This is a genomic window from Myroides odoratimimus (assembly GCF_001485415.1).
GTDB lineage: Bacteria > Bacteroidota > Bacteroidia > Flavobacteriales > Flavobacteriaceae > Flavobacterium > Flavobacterium odoratimimum.
In genome coordinates this window covers 26,029-48,488 of record NZ_BCMQ01000014.1, presented here as the reverse complement: position 1 = coordinate 48,488, position 22,460 = coordinate 26,029, and the positions used below count along the sequence as shown (strand labels likewise).

Below are 22,460 nucleotides of genomic sequence, written 5' to 3'. Positions count from 1 at the left end.
AATTGGTTTTTATATATTGTTTTAATAGAACTATCTCCCTTTGCTCTTTAACATGTCTCCCAAAATGCGTAACAAGAGCTCAGGGAGAATAGTCATGGACTTTTAGTATGACTTAAAATCCCTTTAAGCCATACAATGTGTTGTTTGTGTTTTGTGCCTACAGACTTAGCTACTTTTAAAACCTTCTTACTAGTTAATTTCAAACAAACCCAACTAATTAAGCAGTAGCCTGTAGACGTTTTTTCCATAATGAGATAGTTTTTATTTGGTTAATAATAGCACAGTGGAAAGTCTGTCATAGCGACATTTTCTTACTAACTAAATTATTTACTGCCTATTAGGTTTAAATAGATGTGATAACTAATAGGTAATAGAGGTCCTGTACGCATCCAAGAACTGTTCTTGAATCTAGCGTAAAATGTAATTTTACTTGGTAAACTATATGTGAATCCCTTAGAGTTAGGGCTAAGTTGTTTATGAAATCAAAGTCTTAAAAAAACATAACTCTAAGGGTAGTTACACAAGAGTCTAATCATAGGCTAAATGTGAATTTGGTTACTACTAATTGTTGTTTGTTGTAATAAATAATTGAAAAAATTTCGAATTGAATCATTCGATAAGTCCATTAAGGATAAGGTATTGTAAGTACTAGTAAAAGAATACTTACAAATCTACCTTGCTTGTTTAAACCTTTATAGCCTAATTGGGAGACGGCTAAAAATTAAAGGTTTATGCGGTATGTTGAGGTATAGAACACTTGTTTCTAATACCTTAATTCTCTTGGATAGTCTAACACCTAGATGTTAGACTATCGCATTTTGTCATCTTTTGTTAAAAAAATACTAGTTAGAGTAAGTTTTCTTTTTGGAAAACATTAAGAAAGGGTTTACTTTTAGAGTGCGAATCATTTAAAGAAAAACCAATCTTGCTTAAAACACTAGTGTTTTTAAGTAAAGATGTAGTGTAAATAAATCAAGGAATCACGGCCTTTTTTTATCACACTATTTGTATGAGAACAATTTAGAGTTTGAACCTTGTACCATTGCTTTTCTTTTAGAGAATCACAACAGTGAGTGGTTAAAACAAAAAATCGCTCACATAGATTATATGAACGATGTTTCTAAAGTATAAAAATAGCTCTTGTATAAATGCAAGGAGCGGCTATATACTTTCAAGCCAAAGGGGTCCTAAACCCTCCAAGAGCTAAAAGCTCAGTGCAGTTGAAAATATACGCGAGTGCCGCTCACATGCAATACAAAAGTAAAACTTTTTTTGCATGGAGGGACTACACGGTTACTCTCATCTGCTTTGTTTAGGACTTTATGGCATGAGATAACATCGTTTTATAAGCATTAAAGCTTAATAGTCATAAGATTTAAATACAAATATAAACAAAATAAATTAATGCACAAAAAATGTTTTTAGTAATTCTTTTTGTGCGCGTTTAATTAGGGGAAAATGGCATATAAAAAAATAATAGGAGAAAGATTAAGAGTTAAAAGGGAAAAAGGTAAAATTACTAGAGAAGCTGTTATAAATATTACTGGAGTTTCTAAAAGTAGTATTATTCAAGTAGAGAAAGGGGCTGCTAAGGATATTGATTTTTACGTGAAATATGCAAAGGCACTGAACTATTCATTAAGTGAATTAATGGATGTAGATTTTAGATTAGTTCCTATAAATAATTTAAGTAGTAATGTGAAATTGACGACCTCTCAAGTAACGCAAAATATAAGAAACTTGTTGGAAGGACCTTTCTTTTCTGAAGCTAAAACTGTTGCAGATATTAGGAAGAATCTTCTTGAGAATGGATTAATAGAGGGAACAGTTACTAGTAATGCTATATCTGCTGCATTATCAAATTTAAGAAAAGAAGAAATTATTGATGCTAAAAAGGTTGGAGGAAAGTATTATTACAAAAAGCCATAATAAGCCAAATCATTCCCCTAGCTTCCTATTTGTCTATAGTAGCTTATTTAAAGTGTTTTTTGATGTAGTTTATTATAGTAATTAAAGAAAAAGAAAATTGACACAACAACACAACATACTAAAGTATTGGAGAGACATTGAGGTATTTAATTTACCTGGTTTTAATAAAGATGCTGTTCTATTAGATTTAAATCAGATCCTACCTTGGATGCTTGACCAGACAAGGGCTAAAGATAATTATAAGTGGAGGTACACACTTTATTTTGGTAAAATTGGCAATAGTAATATTATTAGCTATTTAAATACACTACTTAAATCAGAACAGATTCAAGATTGGCAAGAACCAGTAACTGGTTTTAGCTGTTTATCTGCCTTAATACTTAATGAGAATGGATCAATAGAGCAAGATAGTTACATACTGGCTAGTTATATACTTGGAATTAACGCTCTTAAAAGTGGTAAAGACTTATCTACTATATCTGAAGAGCTAGAAAAGGTTAAGCAGGATTTTATAGAAAGACATAATATACTTGATAACTCTAGTGACTCACATCAAAAAGGGGATAAGCCTTTTTGCTTAACACAAATCCAAAATGAGATTGCTTATCTGTCTTGGCTAGCTCCTTGGCTTAATTCTGATATTAAAGTGTTTGTTTTAAAAGAGCAAGTTTATAAGGATAGTGAGGCTGTAATTAGCTTTTTAAATAGTTTTTTCCTTGATGATCTTAACTATTTAACTAGTATAAAAACAAGTGAATTCAGCCCTAGTTTAAAGCAATATCTTACCCTTAAACCCAGTATTGATAAAAGAAGAGACTTAATAAAAGATAAATGGCATTTATTTAAGGCTCTTAATCCTTGCTATCTTACCATGGGAAGGTGGCCTTCTAAAATTGAATATGGACTTTACTCGGCTCAAAGCGCGGCGGTAAACACAATCTTTAAAGACCTTAAGGACTCTGAAGGGATTCAAGGAGTAAACGGACCTCCTGGTACGGGTAAAACTACGCTATTGTTAGATGTTATTGCTGAGGTAGTTGTAAAAAGAGCTCTTGTGATATCAGATCTAGGTTGTGATCATATTTTTGATCAAGGGCATAATGTTATACCTAAAGAAAACGGCTTTGATTTATATACTTATCCTCTTAATCCAAAACTTCAAAGGGATTTTGGAATTGTTGTGGCAAGTAATAACAATGCAGCGGTTGAGAATATAACTAAAGAGCTACCTTGTAAATCAAAAATAGATAATGAAACATTTTCAAAGGCTAGTTATTTTTCAAACTATTCCCAAAGACTTATAAATCAGCCTAGTTGGGGAGTTTTAGCAGCAGCACTTGGAAATAGTGAAAATAGAACACTTTTTAAACAGGCTTTTTGGGAATCTAATGAAAAAGAAAACCATTTTGGCTTTGAAGCTTTGCTTTATAGTGTTTATAAAAAGACTGATAACACTAATCTTTACGCTAGAGAATTTGAAAAGCAAAATCAAAAATTCAAATCCTTGATAAGCGAGTTTACTCAGTTTCAGAGCCTTTCTAGTGAGTTTCATGATTTACTGCCTCAGTGTATTGAAAATCAGAATCAAAAAGATAAACACTTATCTGCGATAGCGTTAATTGATACAAAAATTAAGGATTGTGTAGATAGAGAAAAGATACTTTTAAATCAAAAACAGGAGTTAGAAAATGATTTTAGCAAAATAGAATCTACTCTAGGGGTCTTATCACTTAGAAAACCTTCTTTTTTGTTTTTTCATAAACTTTTTAAAACCAGTAATTTTACAAGTTGGGATGCTCAAGCTAGTGAAATACTACAAGAGTTTAATAAAATAAATAAACAAATTTTTGATTTAAAAAATCAGATAGACAGCTGTTTAAATAGCATAAAGGATTATCAATTAGAAAAAAAAGCACTAGGTCTTAAGATTGAAAAACTCGATGAGTTTTTTATCTATTATAATAATATTAAAAGAGAATTAAACCACAAATACGGCATTGATACTAATGATATTTGTGATTTAAATTTTTTAGATAAATCAATCAAGCAGATACATCTTTTAAACCCATATCACTCAAAGAAGATAGCACGTTTAAGAAGTGAGATATTTTTAACAGCTTTAAAATTACATGAAAATGCGATTTTAGTTAATGCAAAAAAAATTAGAAATAATCTAAATGCATATTTTCAGCTAATACAAAACACGATAAAAACAGATGATAAAATCTATCAGAATCTTTGGGATACATTTTTTTTCTGTGTTCCTGTTGTATCAACCACACTAGCCTCTGTGGGTAGGTTATTCTCGAGTTATAGTAAACAGCAAATAGGCTGGCTGTTACTTGATGAGGCAGGTCAAGCTACAGCTCAATCCGTTGTAGGGTTGATTCAAAGATCTAAAAGATGCGTAGTAGTTGGAGATCCATTACAGGTAGAACCTGTAGTTACAATGCCTGTCGAGCTTGTAAAAAGACTAAGACAGGAATATAGGGTTGATATTGCGTGGTCTTATTCTAAAACATCAGTACAACAATTAGCAGATAGAATCTCAAAATATGGAACTTACATGGATGTAAGTGGAACTGATAAGAAAATATGGACTGGTTTTCCGCTTCGAACACACAGACGTTGTGATGATCCAATGTTTAGAATTGCCAATGATATTGCCTATAACGGACAAATGGTTAAGGCCACTAATCTAACCTTTGAGGAGGAATCATTAGCAGTATCGCAGTGGTATAATGTCAGTGATCAAGTAATACTTCAAGACAGACATGTTGTTATTGATGAGATAATGCTATTAAAAGAAAAGATTTTTCAATTAAGAAGCTCAGGGTTTAATAAGCAGATTTATGTAATCTCTCCTTTTAAATCAATAGCTCGTTATTGTCACAATGAATTTTTATATGACAAAAAAATAGAATGTGGAACCATACACAGATTCCAAGGAAAGGAGGCAGATGTTGTGTTTTTAGTTTTAGGTGGTGATCCTAGATCACAAGGAGCAAGAAACTGGGTTAGCCAGAAACCCAATATGCTAAATGTAGCCTTAACAAGAGCTAAGAAAAGGTTTTATGTAGTTGGTAATAAAAATCTATGGGGTAATTGTGATTATTTTAATGTAATGGCTAAGGAGTTAAAATAGCTTTAGAGTATCTATAATAAAAAACAAAAAACACAGAAGGTTAAATACTACTGTGTTTTTGTACTAACCTAGTGCTTTGTAATTGTAAAGATTTTTAAATACTAGTCTTAGTCCTATTTTTTTATAAGTATGATGCTTAACTTTAAAAAAATTTAGTGATTTAAAATACAAGTAAATCGTCAATCTAAGCCTAATTATGCCCATAAATACCATAATGTTTTAACTGTTAGTTTTTATTACTAGTTTGTTTGTATCTAATATTTATAGCTATGGAAAACAGTGTAAACAAAAAAACTAAACAAACAAAAAAATTACCTCCCAAGAGATATCGATATACTTTTAAACTAACAGAAAAGGAGCAATTAGACTTTAATAAGATTCTAGTAAAGTATCAAATCAAGAACATATCTAGATTTGCTGCCTCGTGTGTTTTAAATCAAAAGATTAAGGTTGTTGTAATAGATCAAGTAGCTCTTGAGTTTCATGCAAGTCTTACAGGTTTGATTAATCATTTTAAAGCTTTAGGGATAAGTTATAATATTCTTGTAAATAGATCTGACTTAGATTCAGATTCACAACAAATTTTAAAAGATATTGAAAAGACAACTTTAGAGCTTTCAAAATTATGTAGAGCGATTATTGATCTTATACTTGATTTTGAAAAAATGATTATTTGTAAAAATTCAGATCTATGATTGCGCAAATTAATAATAGCGATAGTATTATAAAAGCTTTAAGATATAATCAAAATAAGGTAGATAATCAATCAGCTTGTATACTAGGAGTTAATAAAATAGCGCTTCCTATAGGTGAAATTCAGAATGCAAGCAGGTATTTTTATAGTTATTTTGAACCTTATTTACTTAATAATGTAAAAACAGTTACTCCCGCCAGACATATATCACTTAATCCCAATCCTGTGGATAAAATAAGTGATGTAACTCTTTTAGATATAGCTAAAACCTATATGGACAAAATGGGATATCAAAACCAGCCTTATATTATTTATAAACATTTTGACCTTCAACGCATACATCTTCATATTGTATCGGTTGCAATAGATTTACAAGGATATAAAATAGAAAAAGAGTTTGATTTTGCTTTAGCAAAAAAGGTTTGTTTAGACCTTACAAAACAATATAACCTAACAGGTTATCAAAAAAGATATAAAAATAGTTTAGACCTAGCTATTGTTGATTATAGAAAACCAAACATCATTCAGCAAATAGATAGTGTTGTTAGTAGTTTACCCAGGTATTATAGTTTTGAAGATTTAAAACAGTATAATGCTATTTTAAATCTTTTTAAAGTCAAGGCTAGATTAGGGAACAATAAAGAGTTTAATTCTATAATGTATTTTGCTCTTGATCATCAAAATAAAGAAATTAGTAATCTAGTAAGCTCAAGTAAACTTTCTTTAAAAGTAGATATAGACTTTTTAGAAAAACACTTTAAAAAGTCTCTTAAAGCTAAAGACTTAAATATTGAAAACAAGGTTAGTGATCAAATACGATCATATCTTTCTCAAAGTAAAGATTACAAGCACTTTAAAAAACTACTCACTAACCAAGGAATTAATCTAGTTGCTGATAATAAAGATAAAAGCAAGTTCTATTTTGTTAGTCATAAATATAGACGAGTTTTCTCTTTTTCTCATATTGATATTCAGCTGTCTAATAAATTAGATAACGATCCTTTTTTTAATACCCTTTTAAACAACTCTAAAAAGAAACAAGACCCTATTGAGAGACTTGTAAAACATAGATTTATTGAGTTAAATAAAGAGTTTGATAGTTTAAAGGTTCATCCTTGTTTTGAGTTTGTGGATAATTATTATAACTCTTATAATAAAGCAGAGTTTGTTAGTTTTTTTAATTTTCTATTTACTGGCCCAGTAGATGATTTAGATCAGAAGCAGTTTATGAATCTTAAAAAGAAAAAACGTAAAAAGAAAAGACATACTCTTTAAAAGAGTGAAATACTTTATATGGGCATGTATAAATGTGGGATAAGTGTTTAAAAAAGGTGTGGTTATTTAAAATTAAAAGGTATGATAAGTATGTTCTTAGGTCTTTATTTTTTTGTTTACTTTTCAATTAAAAGTTTAGTTTCTTTTCTTTTAGACAGTAAGTCTAAAGAAGATTACACTGTATTAACTACTGATATTATTGGTAAAAGCACAACTAAAATAAACTACAAAAAGCTAAATAAAGCTAAAAGATCCTCAGAGAATCTAACGGATTTACTAGAAAAAAAACAGGATGATTCTTTTAAAGAAATAGCAAAAAGACTCAAATAGTATGGTTTGTGTTTAGGCTTTGGTTTAAACAAAAAAAGAATAAGAGTATTGTTGTAACACCCAATTATAAAAACAAGTATTTCTTATCGTTGTTATTTCTCGTTTTGTGTGTTTCTTGATTTGAAAAAAAAGATTAATCCAATAATTAGATTAAGTAAACTGATAAATATTTCTTTGTTTAACTCATCAAAGGGTTCATTTATAGTATTATAGCGATACACTAGATTAATTAATATAAACAGTGATACAGTTATAAGTAGGTAACTTATAAAGCGTAGTTTTTTCTTCATTTTCTTTTTCGTATTGTATTAATTAACATGTCTTTAAATAGACAAACTTCATTAATGTGTTATAATTATGTGTTTTATCTATCAAGGTTATAATACATTGGTATTATGTAATTTTACTATACAAAAGTATGTTTTTAATTTAAATTAATAACTTTAAGTTATTGTTTTTTATAAATTATGTGCTTTATTGTTGTAATTTATCTTTAAATAGTGTTTGTAAGTTTTTTTTAGTTGAATTGTATTTTTATTTAGCTTAGAATTACTTGAAGATTAGCACTTTTTAATTTTTTTTTGCTCTTTTTATAGCTTTACAGGTTATATGCTAGTTTATTTTTAAAAAGTATAGAGATAAATAGTACGCTTTTTAATTATCTGTAAATCAGATGCCAATTGGCTTTATAGTTCAGAAAAAATTCGTATATAAGAAGTCGTTATCTGTCTTTTTACTTTTATCCTTTAAAGTCTTATTGTATCTGGTCTTGTGGCTAGTTAGTTTTAAAATTCTTATCGGTTTTATAAGAATTTCTGTTTTTTTCATGCCAATTGGCTTTACACCTTTTTTAAGCTTTTCAATTTTGTATGGTTAGCTAACAAGAATATTAACCATTAAAAATTTAAATCATGAATGTTACTCGTTTAGAATTCATCTCCTGGATGGAACGACTCTCTACAAAACTTGATGCTTTAAGTGAGCATATTGCCAAGGTTCAACTCCAAACTTTAAATATCGATGGAGAAGAACTTTTAGATAATCAAGATGTTTTACAGATTTTAAAGATAAGTTCTCGCTCGCTTCAAAGATATAGATCTGATAAAAAACTTCCTTATTACAGATTAAAAGGTAAGATATACTATAAGCTCTCTGATGTGCAGCAGTTCATTCGAGACAGCTTTGCTGTTCCGGTAAGAGAGTAATAAAACGACTCTAAAGGTCAAACACATACTTTTTTGTGCCAAAAATAAGTACAAAATGATCTAGGAGATACTTTTAGGTATTAATCAATTAACCTATTAATTATGGAAGTAAAAAAAAGCAGTGAATCAAAACATGATATCTTACTTGTTAGTGATTCAAAGGATAACAAAATTAAAGCCGTACAGGGCTTAAGTGAAAACGGTAATCTTAAAAGTGCACCAATTAATAAGAATAATTTAAACTCATTTTTAAGATTAGATAAAAACGGAGATTTCTTTTCTAATTTTTTCACCAATTTCTTTTCTCAATTAAAAGACCCCACTAGGTTTAGTTTTTTTAGGGTTCCAGAGAATTTAGCTATTGGTTTGTCCAAGCAGATGCAAGGTGAGTTAGACTTGAAAAACACTTTAAATCATCAGCTGTATCTATCCCATCAAGTAGATCCGAAGCAAATGATTCAAAGTATAGATAATAGTACCAATAAGGATATAACCTCTTGTAAAGAATATAATCCATATAAATACAATATTGACCATATAAACTGGGAATCACTAAGTCAGATAGGACTCTCAAAAGAGAAACTTGAAGAGATGGATCTTTTAGAACCTTTATTAAAGGGATATAAAACAAAAGATTTAGTTCAAGTTAATCTTAATTTGGGATCTGCTGAGTTTTCATTAGATGCACGTCTTGGACTTAAACATGCACCTAACGGAGAGGTTGTAATGACTCTTGAGGGAGTAAAAAAGTACCCAAATTTAAATATACCTTTTCAAGGACATGAGTTTACCAGGCAAGATAAACACAATCTTTTAAAGACAGGTAATATGGGAAGGGTAGTGGAGCTTTTAGATCCTGAGACTAACTCTTATATCCCATCGGTTGTAAGCGTGGATAGATTAACCAATAATATAATGGTTACTAGTGTTGAGAAAATGCAAATTCCAACACATATAAAAGGGGTTGATCTTTCTGATAATCAATTAAGTGAGCTAAGACAAGGAAAAGCAGTTCTAGTTAAGGCTATGAGTTCAAGTAAAGGAAATCCTTTTGATGCTCATATTCAGTATAATGCCTCTAAAGAGCATATTGAGTTTTTGTTTGATAATACAAATAAAAATAAGAAGATCTCTAATCCTGAAGACTTAAAGGTCTTTAGAGGAAAGACCCTAGATGAAAATCAGTATAAAGAGCTCTTAGAAGGTAAGACTGTGGCTATTGATGGACTTATTGATAAAAGAGGCAAGCCTTATAAGGGTTTTATAAACTATGATAAAATAAACAATAGAACTAATTTTTCTTTCACTGATCCAAGTAACCCTAAGATCATTGAGAGTCAAACACAGAATAATAAAGAGACTCAAAACAGAAAAAAAGGTTTAAAAATTTAATATGGAACTTATTATAACACAATCAGCAAGCGTGGCTAGAATTCTAGCCACGTTTTTTAATGCAAACAATAGGCATTTTGATTATTATAGCTCACAGACTCATTTAGTTATTTGGATAGATGATTGCCTGGTAGACTTAAAGCCTTTAAAATTTAAACAAGATAATGACTCTTTTGGAGCTAAAAACTTCTTTGAGTATAAATTAAAGCTTGTAAAAAGGACTAATAAAAACATTCCTTGTGTTGTTCAAAGTAAAAAAGTGCAGTTAATAAAGCGTCTCATCCTTAAATCTGAATCTATTGTTATAGCCACAGAGCCAAGTTTGGCCCAAAGAAGAAAATTTGAGTATTTCAAAGAATTCTTTAATATAACCCAGCCCTGTAAAACCCTATGGCTTTATAGTTTAGAGAAATCCTTTTTAAAAAATCACTTATATTTAGATAATACTACTTTTTGTTTTAAAACTTATTATAACAGGGATCTTGTCTTTAAGATTGTTCAAAATAGGTTAAGTAGGTACTATTACAATCAAACAGGAACAAAAATTAAATTAGGTCTTATTAAAACTGCTCTTATCGCTTTGTTATCTAAAAAACATCTAAAGAGTGAGGCTAGTAAATCTAAAACTCGCTACAGAGTAAGTGTCGAGCTTAGTTTTAAGGAGAAACTATTTTGTTGCTTTTTTGAAAAAAAGTATAAAAAACTAAAACAAGCCCAAAGCTTATCTGGTTTGCTTAATAAAGATTCAAGGGTAGAGATAAGCGAAAAAAACATACAAACTCTAAGGCAAAAGCAGTTACTTTTATATGATTTTATAAGTCTTATAATATGCGTTAATAAATTATATGGGTTTTCTTTTAGTAAAACAAAACAGGCCTTGCTTAGTCTTTACAGACAAAGATTTATTAGTTATCCCCTTACTTTAAATAATTATCTGCCTAGTTGGTATAAATCAAGTATACCAAGATTATTAAACGCCTTAAGAGATTATCCCTTGTTTAAAAAAGAGCTGTTAACTTTAAAATTAGCTAGGCTTAATTATAAGGACGTGATAGTAGATAGTGATTTAAAAACTCACGGCATTATACCTACTTTAAAGATTCCAACTTGTTTAAATACGTGTGAAAAAGTAATCTATCAGTTGATAGTAAAAAGAACAATAGATTGTTTTACCCCTAAAGAAGATGTAAAAAAAGTTAGTTTAAATCTCTTTGTAGATGATGCAGGTCTTGATTTACCCTTAGAGATTTATAAGGGAGAGTTCTTAAAGGATAACTTGGTAAACCAAGTTGATACTCTAGAGCAGCTTAATGGTATGAAAGTCTTTAAAATAGAATCTGTAAATATTACAACACACACAAAAAAGCAGAATGCTTTGTCTTGTATAGAGGGTTTGTTTAAAAAACTAAAAAAAGACTTTATTAAAACCTTACACGAAAACGCAATTGCACATATGCATTTTTGTTATTTTACAGATCTTTTTCTCGGTCTTAGTTTAACCCTTGATCAGTTAATAAAACAAGAGTATTTGTATATAGACAATAAAAAGCTTGTTTGTACAAACAAGGCCCTTGATTATTATTTTAAAACAAAAGATTTACCTGTTTCTAGCTTTGCTTATTTATTTGATTTTGAGGTTTTATTTTTCAAGGCAAATCAAGCAGAGATAAACAAGCAGATGTTTTATAAAATCAGTTGTGAAAAGCTTAAGGAGTTAAGCCAAAGCATCTCTTATTTAAAAGAGTCAAAAGAGCCTTTAAAAGGATCTTGTCCTAAGTGTTTAGGTAGTAAATTTGAGCTTAGCTATCAAAGGCTTGTTTGTTTAAATAAAACTTGTAATTGGACTATACCTAGATTAGTCTTTGAAGTACACCTATCTAAGCAAGAACTTGAGGAATTATTGGAACTAAGAAAAACAAGTAAAGTATTTATCTTTAAAGCGCGAGATAACATTTGTTTTGAAGCGTATTTGTTTTTAGATAAAAACGCAAGGCTTATGTTTGATACAGTTAAATAATATTTTAGCTAAAAGATAGAGATAGTTTGTTTTAAAACACCTATCTCTATCTTTGTTTAATTTACTTGTTGTTATTAAGTAAGTGTACTAAATCTGGATCGTTTTCAATGCGTTTAATTTCATTTTTAACCAACAGCTCAACGTCTTTTTTTATTTGATTGTAATTATCTGTAATAGCCCTATCTAGGTGATCATTGCCTTTGTAGTCTGTAAAAGAGGTAAGAGTTGGTATTTTTTTATAATTCATTTCTTGATTTTTTATCCTATCAGAATCTATGAGTATTTGTGCATGGAAAAACTTCTGCTTTATTTTTTGGAAAAAATCATCAGATACAGCCCCAACAAACATCCCCTGGCTTAAAGACGATATTTTAGAAGCAGGGATAAGCATATCGAGCTGAGTGGAAAAAGATGTGGATCTATCTTGCCTAGTAATAGATATGCTTTGGCGTTTTTGAAGTATTTTTCCAAAACGCTCAGATAAGCTCTTGGCTGTATCTCCAACTACTTGACCAGAGAAAATGTTACCCACCGTGTTTTGAATAACCTTACTCTCTTTATCTCCATAGTCTCTTACTAGTTGAGAGAAATCCTGAAAGCCTAAGCACACCGCTACTTTATTACTTCTAGCCGTTGCAATTAAATTATCAAGGCCTCTGAAGTAAATAGTTGGAAGCTCATCTATTATAACGCTACTTTTTAGCTGGTCTTTTTTGTTTATCAGCTTTACAATACGGGAGTTGTAAAGGCCAAGTGCGGCGGAGTAAATGCTCTGGCGATCTGGATTATTTCCCACACAGAGAATCTTGGGCTCACTGGGATTGTTAATATCAAGGGAGAAATCATCTCCACTCATAACCCAATATAGAGAGGGAGATATCATACGAGATAGCGGAATTTTTGCCGATGCGATCTGTCCTTGAAGCTGATCTTGAGCCCCTCCTTGCCAAGCGTCCATAAAAGGAGAGAGATAGTTCTCTAAGGAGTCGTACGAGGTTAAAATAGTAAAAACATCTTTGTAGGGTTTGTTAAGTAATTCAATAGCATGAGGAAAGGTGCAGTGTTTACCGTTTTTGTAAATCTTTAAAAACCATATAATAGCCGCTAGAAGGATAATTGGTGATTCTACAAAAAAATCACCTTGTTTTTGTATCCAAGATCGGTTAAGATTAAGCATAATGGTATAGGCAGATTCATAGGCATCAGAGATATCTGTTATAAACTTTGGGTTTATTGGGTTACATCTGTGGCTTTTTCTTGGATTATCAAAGTTTATAACATAAAACTTAGGCGTTATTTTGTATTTATGGGCATTTAAAAGAAGATGGTTATAGGCAATAGTTGAAAGATCATCGTATTTAAAATCATAGATATACATGGCAAAGCCTTTTTCTATTTGCTGCTTGATAAAACTGTTTATAACCGCATAGGTCTTACCCGAACCTGGAGTCCCTAGAACAATTGTTGCCCTAAAGGGATTAACTACATTAATCCATCCATTATGCCATTTTTTTCGGTAGTAAAATTTAGTTGGAAGATTAACCGAATACGGGTTTTGCAAAAGGCGAGTCTCTTGATAAAAACTTTCATTCTCTAAATTAAAAACATCTTCTAAAAGCTCCTGATTTATAAGTCTACTTAAATATGCTCCCGATACAAGAAGTAGTATATACCCGATTGATAAAGTTGTGATATATAGGATATTTGCAATAAGTAAGTTTCTTTTTAAAAGGAAAAAGTTTAAAAAGAAAAGCCCAGCTCCCATTAAAAATAAAATAGCTACTTTCTTTAAAGTGATTTTTTGATTTTTTACCCCTTTGTTTCCCAAAAGACTTAAAGCTAGAAGTAAAATAGAAAATAGCTTAGTATAGAGTGGATGTGCAAATAAACTTGATTTAGCGTTAAATCCTAAAAGGATTTTATCAATCACAGGGTGGGTTAACCCAAGACGTATAAATAAAGAGTAACAGAACCAGTATATGTGCAGAAGTAGTATAATAATACTAACGGCTCTTAAAAAAGATAAAATCTTTGAAAGGGCTCTTAAATCATCTTCGCTTTGCATAGTTTTATATCTTTAAAAATTAGAATATTAAAAATATAGGTTGTTGCTTCTTTTTTATCTTATTGACTCTTAAAGGGGGTGTTTGTCCTTAAAAGACAAGACTATGTTTTATATTAAACCAACTAAAAATGCTATAGGTTTTCAGCTTTGGGGAAGTCGTGAAGATTTAAGTTAGCTGTATGATTCTTTTTCTATTTTCTTTAATGATCAAATCTATTATTCGGAATTAGAATTTGATTCTTGTGATAAAATTATAAGTGGGGGTTTTATATTAAGATTAGAAAAGCCTTTAATGATAGTAGATTAAAGCGAAACTCGGGTCATTTAAGTGGTAGTGAATCTGTTTAATGTATCTCCGTTTATTGACATAATGCTATTTTTGTCGTGTACTTAGCCATTTTTAAATATAAAAATAGATAGAATAGGGGGGAGTGATTGAATATACGCCAGGAGAGTTGTAAGAGAAAAATGATATAATCATTAAGAGTTAACCCAAAGCTAACTCTTAATGAATTATAAAATAAATCTCAGTCTTTTATATGCTTTATCCTATGGGTTAAACTCGTTTGTTTTTATTGATTTCATCTTGAAGCTGTCTTCTTATTTTTTGTTCTCGCTCTAAGGATGATCTTTTATATTCTTCAAGTTCACTTTCTGCTTCGATTTGTTTTCTAGTGGCATCCTTTGTGTTGGTAAAACTTTTCTTGAATTGGATAAATAAGATACCTAAAACCAATAGGAGTATTAAAATAATAGACCAAACTATTGTTTTAAAAGTACTTTTATGGGTACTGATACCTATAAAGTCAAGATTGTTTTCTTTATCAATTGCAATTGTTAGGTTTTCTTGAAGAACCTGTAATTGACTGGATAAAGAATCTATGGATTTTTTTTGTTCTATAAGAGAATTCTTATTCTCTCGTATAGTAGTTTGTAGGTTGTTTATCGAATCCTTTACATTTTGTTGTACTTGTTGTAATTTATTTTTCTCTACTACCTTGTAATTTTGCCAATTATTTGATTGGCTAATTAGTGTGTTAAATTGGTGTTCTATTGTATTTGTATCGCTTTGTGAGTAGCTTGATAAGGTAAATGTTAGTAAGGTGGCAGATAAAATAATGGCTTTTTTCATTAATTAAATTTTTGAATAAGATTTGTCTATAGGCATATATAAAGATTGAATGATTTATTTAAATTAAACGTAAAGATATTTAGAAAAGTATATACTTACCCATTAGTGTCCGATAAAACTTATTATTAAGAGATTATATTATCATACTATCTTGATAGTAAGCTTTATATTGTTTTTATCTCATAGTTAGACTATAAATAGGCTGTCAAAATAAAGAAAGTTGTTTTATCTCTTGATCTTCAATAATCCAATCTTGCTCAGGATTTTCTAAGAAATGTAATAGTTTAATGTAGTTAAACAGATGAATCTTACAAAAACTCACCAAGTTTGAGAAAGCCCAACTTCTATTTGCCATCTCAGTTTGTATAAGGTAGCTATCATATCCGACTTTATTTGGAAAAGATTAGTTATAGATAAGAATTCCCTCTTATGCTCTCTATTAAAAAACTTCACCTTGCGCAGTTTAAGCTTCGTTGTACTGTTGTTTTTTTAAATAAGCTTATTTATATAAGCTCCAGAAACAAGAAGCAGTATGTATCCTATAGATAAACTACTAATGTATAGACTAACTGCTAGAGATGAGTTTAGAAAGAAAAGTGATGCTCCAATACAAAATAGAATAATTATTTTCTTTTAGGTGATTTTTTACCCCTCTGTTTTCCAAAAGACTCAGTCCTAGAAATAAAATAGAAAATAGCTTCGCGTAGATAGGATAGAGAAATAAACTTGCTTTAGCGTTAAATCCTAAAAGGATTTTATCAATCACAGGGTAGGTTAACCCAAGGCGTATAAATAAAGAGTAACAGAACCAGTAAATGTGCAGAAGTAGTATAATAATACTAACGGCTCTTAAATCATCTTCGCTTTCCATAGTTTTATATCTTTAAAAATATAGGTTATTGCTTTTTTTTATCTTATTGACTCTTAAAGGTTTTTTTTGTCCTTAAAAAGACTTGGTTTATTTTTAATAAGATGAACTTTGCTGTTATTGTTGAGAAAAAACTATTTTTATCTTGTAAAAAAATAAAAGACAAGACTATGTTTTATATTAAACCAACTAAAAATGCTATAGGTTTTCAGCTTTGGGGAAGTCGTGAAGATTTAAGTGAGCTGTATGACTCTTTTTCTATTTTCTTTAATGATCAAATCTATGATTCGGAATTAGAATTTGATTCTTGTGATAAAATTATAAGCGGGGTTTTATATGAAATTAGAAAAGCCTTTAATGATAGTAGATTAAAGCGAAACTCGGGCCATTTAAGTGGTAGTGAATCTGTTTATTATGGATGTTGTTTATCGTGGGTTCAAGGAATATTTTTTATTCAGGCCATTAGATACAAGCAAAGGCTATTGCCAACTAATAAACTAGCTCTATCACATTTGTTAGAGTTTGAGTATTGGATGGAAAAAGCAATGTATGAATTTGACTTAAAAACAGCTTTAGAATTAAAAGGTTTTATAACCAGTAGAATAGATACCTTAAATGATTGCCTGTATATTTATATGAGAAAAATTAACCTAGAATACTTCTTGTTAAATGGTGGTAAAAAGGCCTTTAAGGCCTTGCCAGGATTACTAGAGAAAGCCTGTTATGGAACTTCGGGTTATAATCTTTACAGAGAAGAACTAGAACGTGAGGCTAAAAGATTAAAAATTAAGGTAACAAGTTTAGAGCTTGATGATGATTATTTTGATTATGAAAGCGTGAAGTGGTAATTGTTTCTTTTAGTAAGTTTAAGTAGAAAGTATAATAAAAAGTCAGCAATGTATAAAATAAAGATAGATAAGATTTTAAAAGAAATTCATAAAGAAGAATTAGAAGAGTTTATTGTGTATTACAGTGAGAGGAATCCTCAGTTTAAACTGGATCTAGAGACTTATTTCTCAGATAAGTTTAAAAATGATGATATTCAAAATAGGTATAGAGCACTTTTTAAAAGTATTATAAGCTCTTATAATTATAAGGGCTTTATAGATTATAATAACACACCAAGACTTGCTAGTGAGTTACAAGAACACTTAGAGACTTTAGAGGTGTTGATTCAACGTCACAGGTATAAAGAGTCTTTAGACATTATAAAGGCGGCTTTAACAGAAGTAATTAAAGTTGTAGAGTATTGTGATGATAGTAGTGGGCATATAGGTGTTTTGTTATCTGAGATATTGCAGTATTTAGATAAGCTAATAGAATCACAAGAAATAGGAGAGCTTAAATTAGATCTAATGGAATTTTTAGAAAGTCAAATAAACAGAGAGATTTACTTTGACTATGGAGACTATGGCTATGATTTATTAGACTCATATAAAATGCTTTGTTTTAAAACGGAAAACAAAGAACGTTTTTTAACCTATATTGATAAAAAGGCTAGTAAAGAGAAAGATAATCGTTTTTTGCTTGAACACCTTATTAAGCTCAAATTAGATTTTTTTGAACATTATAAGGATATAGACTCTTTTTTAGCCACTATAATGAATAACTTAGAGCTATCAGATGTAAGGATTAGACTAGCTAACTACTATAAAGACAATAAAGAATTCGACAAGGCTAAAGAACAAGTCTATATAGGTATTAAACAAGCTAAGGAGTTAGATTATTTAGGGCTTGTTTTTAGGTGGGAATGTCTTCTTTTAGAGATTTATGAGTTAAGTGGTGATATAGAAAAGATGCGCTGTCTATATAAAAAGTTTGCCCTAGAAGGTAAGGGTGATAAATCCGAGTATCTAATTAAGTGGAAAAACACCTATACGGATTCTAATTGGAGTATTGTTTTAAAGGATTATATAAACGAAGTAATTAAAGATGTAGATAAGTTTTGTAAGAAAAATACTTATATGACCACAAGTGCATATAACAGAATGTTACTAGAAAGATTAGGGAAGGTTTATGTTTTGGAAAATATGATACAGGATTTGTTTAATTTGGTGAGTCAGGTTAAAGATCTAGGATTAGTGCTAAGTTATATTGATGTTTTACAAAAACATTATGATGACTTTGTTTTAGTAGATCTTTTAATGCCATTAGTACTTTTACAGGCTAAAGGACTTAATAATAGGTCAGGTTATAGAAGTCTAGCTTACATTATTAAAGAAATACAAGATAGATTTATTAATCAATCTGTAAAAATAGAAACTACTATAAAAGCCCTTCAAGAATTATATCCAAGAAGAACTGCTATGATTGATGAGCTTAACAAATTAAGGTCTATGTAATAAAAAAAGAAGTAGTTGAAAAATATAGGAAAAAGAAAGAGGGAGCCTTTACTAATAAAAAACACTACTACACACAAAAAACAACATTTTTGCTAGTACCAATATTTTAAAAGTGTACATTTGTAACTTATTGTTAAAAAATAATGACACTTACTGACGATACGGTATCTTTAGACAGTAACAATAATGAAAAAAAGTATGGAAAAAGAAGTTAAAATTGCAGTGATCGGACAAGGTTATGTAGGCCTTCCTTTAGCACTTGCCTTTGCACAACATTTCCCAGTAGTGGGATTCGATATAAAAGAAAGCAGAGTAGCAGAGCTACAAAGAGGGATTGACCTTACAAAAGAAGTAGACGAGAGTCAGTTAAACGTCTCAATCTTAACTTATAACAATTCAGGAGGAGTAAAGGGGTACAAACCAAGTACGAGTATCAGTGATATCGCAGAGGCAAGTGTATATATCATTACCGTACCAACCCCGATTAACCAGTTTAATGCTCCTGATCTTACCCCATTAAAATTATCGTCTAAATTAGTGGGAACTGTACTAAAGCAGGGAGATATTGTGATTTATGAATCTACAGTATACCCAGGATGTACAGAAGAAGAGTGTATTCCTGTATTAGAGGAGGCTTCTAAGTTAGTATTTAACCGTGATTTTTATGTAGGGTATTCACCAGAGCGTATTAATCCAGGAGACAAAGTCAATACCTTAGAAACAATTATCAAAGTTACTTCAGGAAGTACACCAGAAGTGGCAGATTATATAGATGATTTGTACCGTACCATTATCAAAGCGGGTACCCATAAAGCACCGTCATTAAAGGTAGCAGAGGCTGCAAAAGTAATAGAGAACGCACAGCGCGATGTCAATATCTCTTTTGTAAATGAACTAGCCTTAATCTTTGACAGGTTAGGGATCGATACCCAAGATGTATTAGAAGCAGCAGGTACCAAGTTTAACTTCCTTAAATATAAACCAGGACTGGTAGGAGGACACTGTATATCAGTAGACCCATATTACTTAGCACATAAAGCGATTCAAGTAGGGTATTACCCAGATGTAATTTTATCAGGTCGTCGTGTAAATGATGAGATTCCTGTATTTATCGCAAGTAAAGTAGTGAAGTTAATGATACAAAAAGGGATTGACGTAAGTCGCTCTAGAGTATTGTTATTGGGGTTTGCATTTAAGGAGAACTGTCCTGATACCCGTAATACGAAAGTAGCGAAGATTTATGAGGAATTAGTTTCTTATGGTATCGAAGTAGATGTATATGATCCTTGGGTGAATGTAGAGGAAGTGAGAGAGGAGTATGGGATAGAGGTGGTTGATGATATAGAAATGTTGTTGGAAAGAAAATTTCAGGTTACTGATCATCGTTTACCAACAAGAAGAAATAATTACGAAGCAATAATATTAACAACAGCACATGAGGATTTCCGTATTTTAAATATTGAAGAAATGGTATCTTCACCAGCGGTTATTTATGATGTGAAAGCAGTATTAGATAGAAGTATAATAGATAGTAGATTGTAATAAATTAAGTTTTTAAAATTAAAAATCTCAATGAGAACAGATTATAAAATAGCAGTAATAGGACAAGGCTATGTAGGATTACCTCTAGCGATAGAATTTTCTAAACATTTTCAAGTTATAGGATTTGATATTAATAAAGAGAGAGTAGATGAGTTAAATCGTGGAGAAGATCATACGCTAGAAGCTGATTTAGAACAACTAAATATTTCTTTAAATAAAGCTAAATTAAATGATTTTACGAAGGGGTATCAAGCTTCTAATGATTTGGTGTTGTTAGAAACTGCAAACGTCTATATTGTAACTGTTCCGACACCTATTGACGAATTTAATGCCCCGGATTTAAGACCATTAAGAGGCGCTTCTACTATGCTTGGTAAAGTCTTGAAAAAAGGAGATATTGTGATTTATGAATCTACAGTATATCCAGGATGTACAGAGGAGGTTTGTGTGCCTTTATTAGAAGAGTTCTCTGGTTTAATGTTTAACCAAGATTTTTATGTTGGATATTCTCCAGAACGTATTAATCCAGGAGATAAAGTGAACACTTTGACTACTATTATGAAAGTAACTTCAGGAAGTACTCCTGAAATTGCGATGGAGATAGATAATCTGTATAAAAAGATCATTAAAGCAGGAACACATTTAGCACCTTCTTTAAAAGTAGCAGAAGCGTCAAAAGCAATAGAGAATGCACAACGTGATGTCAATATTTCTTTCGTAAATGAGTTAGCTTTAATTTTTGATAAAGTAGGGATAGATACAAATGATGTATTAGATGCAGCAGGCACTAAGTTTAATTTTCTTAAGTATAAGCCTGGCTTAGTAGGAGGACACTGTATCTCAGTAGACCCATATTACTTAGCACATAAAGCGACTCAATTAGGATATCATCCAGAAGTAATTTTGTCAGGACGTAGAGTGAATGATAGAATGGCTTCTTTCGTAGCGTCTAAGACAATACAATTAATGATTGAGAAAGATTTACATATTAAAGGGGCTAATGTATTGATTTTAGGAGTTACCTTTAAAGAAAACTGTCCAGATGTTCGTAATACGAAAGTTGCTGATATCTATAAAGAGTTGAAGAAGTTTGGTGTGAATGTAGATGTATATGATCCATGGGCAAAGGCAGAGGAGGTAAAACATGAATATGGTTTTAGTATTATAGAAGAAACTTTACCAGAGAATAAGAAATATGAAGCAGTAGTAATTGCTGTAGCACATAAACAGTTTTTGACTTTAGAATTAAAGGATTTAACTGTAAATAATGCTGTAATATTTGATACTAAGGCATGTTTAGATAGAGATATTGTTGATTCAAGATTATAAGATATGAATATATTAAGTTTAATAGGAAGAGAGAAAGAGCTTTTTACAGATGATATTAATAAATATGACTCTGAATTAAGAAGAATAGTTTCATCATCACGTTTTTTAGTTATAGGTGGTGCTGGGTCAATAGGCCAAGCAGTTACGAAAGAGATTTTTAAACGCAATCCAAAGAAACTGCATGTTGTTGATATTAGTGAAAATAATATGGTTGAGTTAGTAAGAGATATACGTAGTTCTTTTGGTTATATAGATGGTGACTTCCAAACTTTTGCTCTTGATATTGGATCTATTGAATATGATGCTTTTATTGAAGCAGATGGTCAGTATGACTATGTCTTAAATTTATCTGCGTTAAAGCATGTGAGAAGTGAGAAAGATCCTTTTACACTGATGAGAATGATTGATGTAAACGTATTCAATACAGATAAGACTATTCAACAATCTATCAATAAAGGAGTGAAGAAGTATTTTTGTGTTTCTACAGATAAGGCTGCTAATCCAGTAAATATGATGGGAGCATCAAAGCGTATCATGGAAATGTACTTGATGCGTAAGAGTACACAAATAGATATATCGACAGCACGTTTTGCAAATGTTGCTTTTTCTGATGGGTCTTTATTACATGGGTTTAATAAACGAATAGAAAAGAAACAGCCTATTGTAGCTCCAAATGATATTAAAAGATACTTTGTAATACCTAAAGAATCAGGTGAACTGTGTTTAATGTCTTGTATCTTTGGTGAGAATAGGGATATATTCTTCCCTAAATTAAGTGAGCATTTACATCTAATTACATTTGCAGAGATAGCTGTCAAGTATCTTAAAGACTTAGGGTACGAACCTTACTTGTGCAAAACAGAGGATGAAGCAAGAGAATTGGTTCGTACTTTGCCACAAGAAGGAAAGTGGCCATGTTTATTTACTGAAAGTGATACGACAGGAGAGAAGGATTTCGAAGAATTCTTTACAGATAACGAAGTATTGGATATGGAAAGATTTGTCAATTTAGGAGTTATCAAGAATGAATTGCTTTTTGAGGAAGAAAAATTAAATCATTTTACCTCAGTGATTGAGGGGTTAAAGATAAATAAGAAATGGTCAAAAGATGAGATAGTAGAGTTATTTCATTTAATGATTCCTAATTTTGGACATAAAGAAACAGGTAAATACTTAGATTCAAAAATGTAAGATT

16 protein-coding genes are annotated in these 22,460 nt (G+C 30.5%); 13 read left to right on the top strand and 3 right to left on the bottom strand.

Annotated features, from left to right (window positions below; all coding sequences use genetic code 11):
• Positions 1-1,458 precede the first annotated feature (1,458 nt).
• The 8 genes from MODO_RS12555 (at position 1,459) to MODO_RS12520 (ending at position 11,987) form a co-directional block, all read left to right on the top strand.
• A complete protein-coding gene (locus MODO_RS12555) occupies positions 1,459-1,929 on the top strand; it encodes a helix-turn-helix domain-containing protein (protein ID WP_059051110.1) in 471 nt (156 codons plus the stop codon).
• 97 nt (positions 1,930-2,026) lie between these two features.
• Positions 2,027-5,074: a DEAD/DEAH box helicase gene (locus tag MODO_RS12550; RefSeq protein ID WP_059051108.1), complete on the top strand. Its 3,048-nt coding sequence runs from the start codon at positions 2,027-2,029 to the stop codon at positions 5,072-5,074.
• A gap of 269 nt (positions 5,075-5,343) precedes the next feature.
• Positions 5,344-5,769 carry a plasmid mobilization protein gene (locus MODO_RS12545; RefSeq protein WP_059051106.1) on the top strand — a complete coding sequence of 142 codons (426 nt, stop codon included), beginning with the start codon at positions 5,344-5,346 and terminating at the stop codon, positions 5,767-5,769.
• The gene (locus tag MODO_RS12540) at positions 5,766-7,043 is read left to right on the top strand and encodes a relaxase/mobilization nuclease domain-containing protein (protein ID WP_059051104.1); all 1,278 of its coding nucleotides are present in this window, start codon (positions 5,766-5,768) and stop codon (positions 7,041-7,043) included. Before MODO_RS12545 ends, MODO_RS12540 begins: the two co-directional genes overlap by 4 nt.
• A gap of 81 nt (positions 7,044-7,124) precedes the next feature.
• Positions 7,125-7,373, top strand: coding sequence for a hypothetical protein (locus MODO_RS12535; RefSeq protein ID WP_059051102.1), 249 nt, complete (start codon positions 7,125-7,127; stop codon positions 7,371-7,373).
• 911 nt (positions 7,374-8,284) lie between these two features.
• Positions 8,285-8,578, top strand: coding sequence for a helix-turn-helix domain-containing protein (locus MODO_RS12530; RefSeq protein ID WP_006258064.1), 294 nt, complete (start codon positions 8,285-8,287; stop codon positions 8,576-8,578).
• Between the two features lie 102 nt (positions 8,579-8,680).
• The gene (locus MODO_RS12525; RefSeq protein ID WP_059051100.1) at positions 8,681-9,970 is read left to right on the top strand and encodes a DUF3945 domain-containing protein; all 1,290 of its coding nucleotides are present in this window, start codon (positions 8,681-8,683) and stop codon (positions 9,968-9,970) included.
• 1 nt (position 9,971) lies between these two features.
• A complete protein-coding gene (locus MODO_RS12520) occupies positions 9,972-11,987 on the top strand; it encodes a DNA topoisomerase (protein ID WP_059051098.1) in 2,016 nt (671 codons plus the stop codon).
• 61 nt (positions 11,988-12,048) lie between these two features.
• Here MODO_RS12520 and mobC read toward each other — a convergent pair whose 3' ends face one another.
• The 3 genes from mobC to MODO_RS19040 form a co-directional block, all read right to left on the bottom strand.
• Positions 12,049-14,052, bottom strand: a complete 2,004-nt coding sequence (gene mobC, locus MODO_RS12515) for a conjugal transfer protein MobC (protein WP_059051096.1) — start codon at positions 14,050-14,052, stop codon at positions 12,049-12,051.
• Positions 14,053-14,608: 556 nt separating this feature from the next.
• Positions 14,609-15,184: a hypothetical protein gene (locus MODO_RS12510; protein WP_059051094.1), complete on the bottom strand. Its 576-nt coding sequence runs from the start codon at positions 15,182-15,184 to the stop codon at positions 14,609-14,611.
• Between the two features lie 565 nt (positions 15,185-15,749).
• The gene (locus tag MODO_RS19040) at positions 15,750-16,055 is read right to left on the bottom strand and encodes a YWFCY domain-containing protein (protein ID WP_016649236.1); all 306 of its coding nucleotides are present in this window, start codon (positions 16,053-16,055) and stop codon (positions 15,750-15,752) included.
• 101 nt (positions 16,056-16,156) lie between these two features.
• On the opposite strand from MODO_RS19040, the gene MODO_RS12505 reads away from it, so the two are divergent.
• The 5 genes from MODO_RS12505 (at position 16,157) to MODO_RS12485 (ending at position 22,456) form a co-directional block, all read left to right on the top strand.
• Complete coding sequence (locus MODO_RS12505; protein WP_230493085.1) at positions 16,157-16,900, top strand: DUF6904 family protein; 744 nt, start codon at positions 16,157-16,159, stop codon at positions 16,898-16,900.
• 48 nt (positions 16,901-16,948) lie between these two features.
• Positions 16,949-18,394 (top strand): hypothetical protein, encoded by a 1,446-nt coding sequence (locus MODO_RS12500; RefSeq protein ID WP_059051156.1) that lies wholly within the window; start codon positions 16,949-16,951, stop codon positions 18,392-18,394.
• Positions 18,395-18,592: 198 nt separating this feature from the next.
• Positions 18,593-19,936 carry a nucleotide sugar dehydrogenase gene (locus MODO_RS12495; RefSeq protein ID WP_059051092.1) on the top strand — a complete coding sequence of 448 codons (1,344 nt, stop codon included), beginning with the start codon at positions 18,593-18,595 and terminating at the stop codon, positions 19,934-19,936.
• 30 nt (positions 19,937-19,966) lie between these two features.
• Positions 19,967-21,265 (top strand): nucleotide sugar dehydrogenase, encoded by a 1,299-nt coding sequence (locus tag MODO_RS12490; protein WP_059051090.1) that lies wholly within the window; start codon positions 19,967-19,969, stop codon positions 21,263-21,265.
• Between the two features lie 3 nt (positions 21,266-21,268).
• On the top strand, positions 21,269-22,456 hold the full coding sequence (locus MODO_RS12485) for a UDP-N-acetylglucosamine 4,6-dehydratase (RefSeq protein WP_059051088.1): 1,188 nt from the start codon (positions 21,269-21,271) through the stop codon (positions 22,454-22,456).
• The last annotated feature ends 4 nt before the right edge of the window (positions 22,457-22,460 follow it).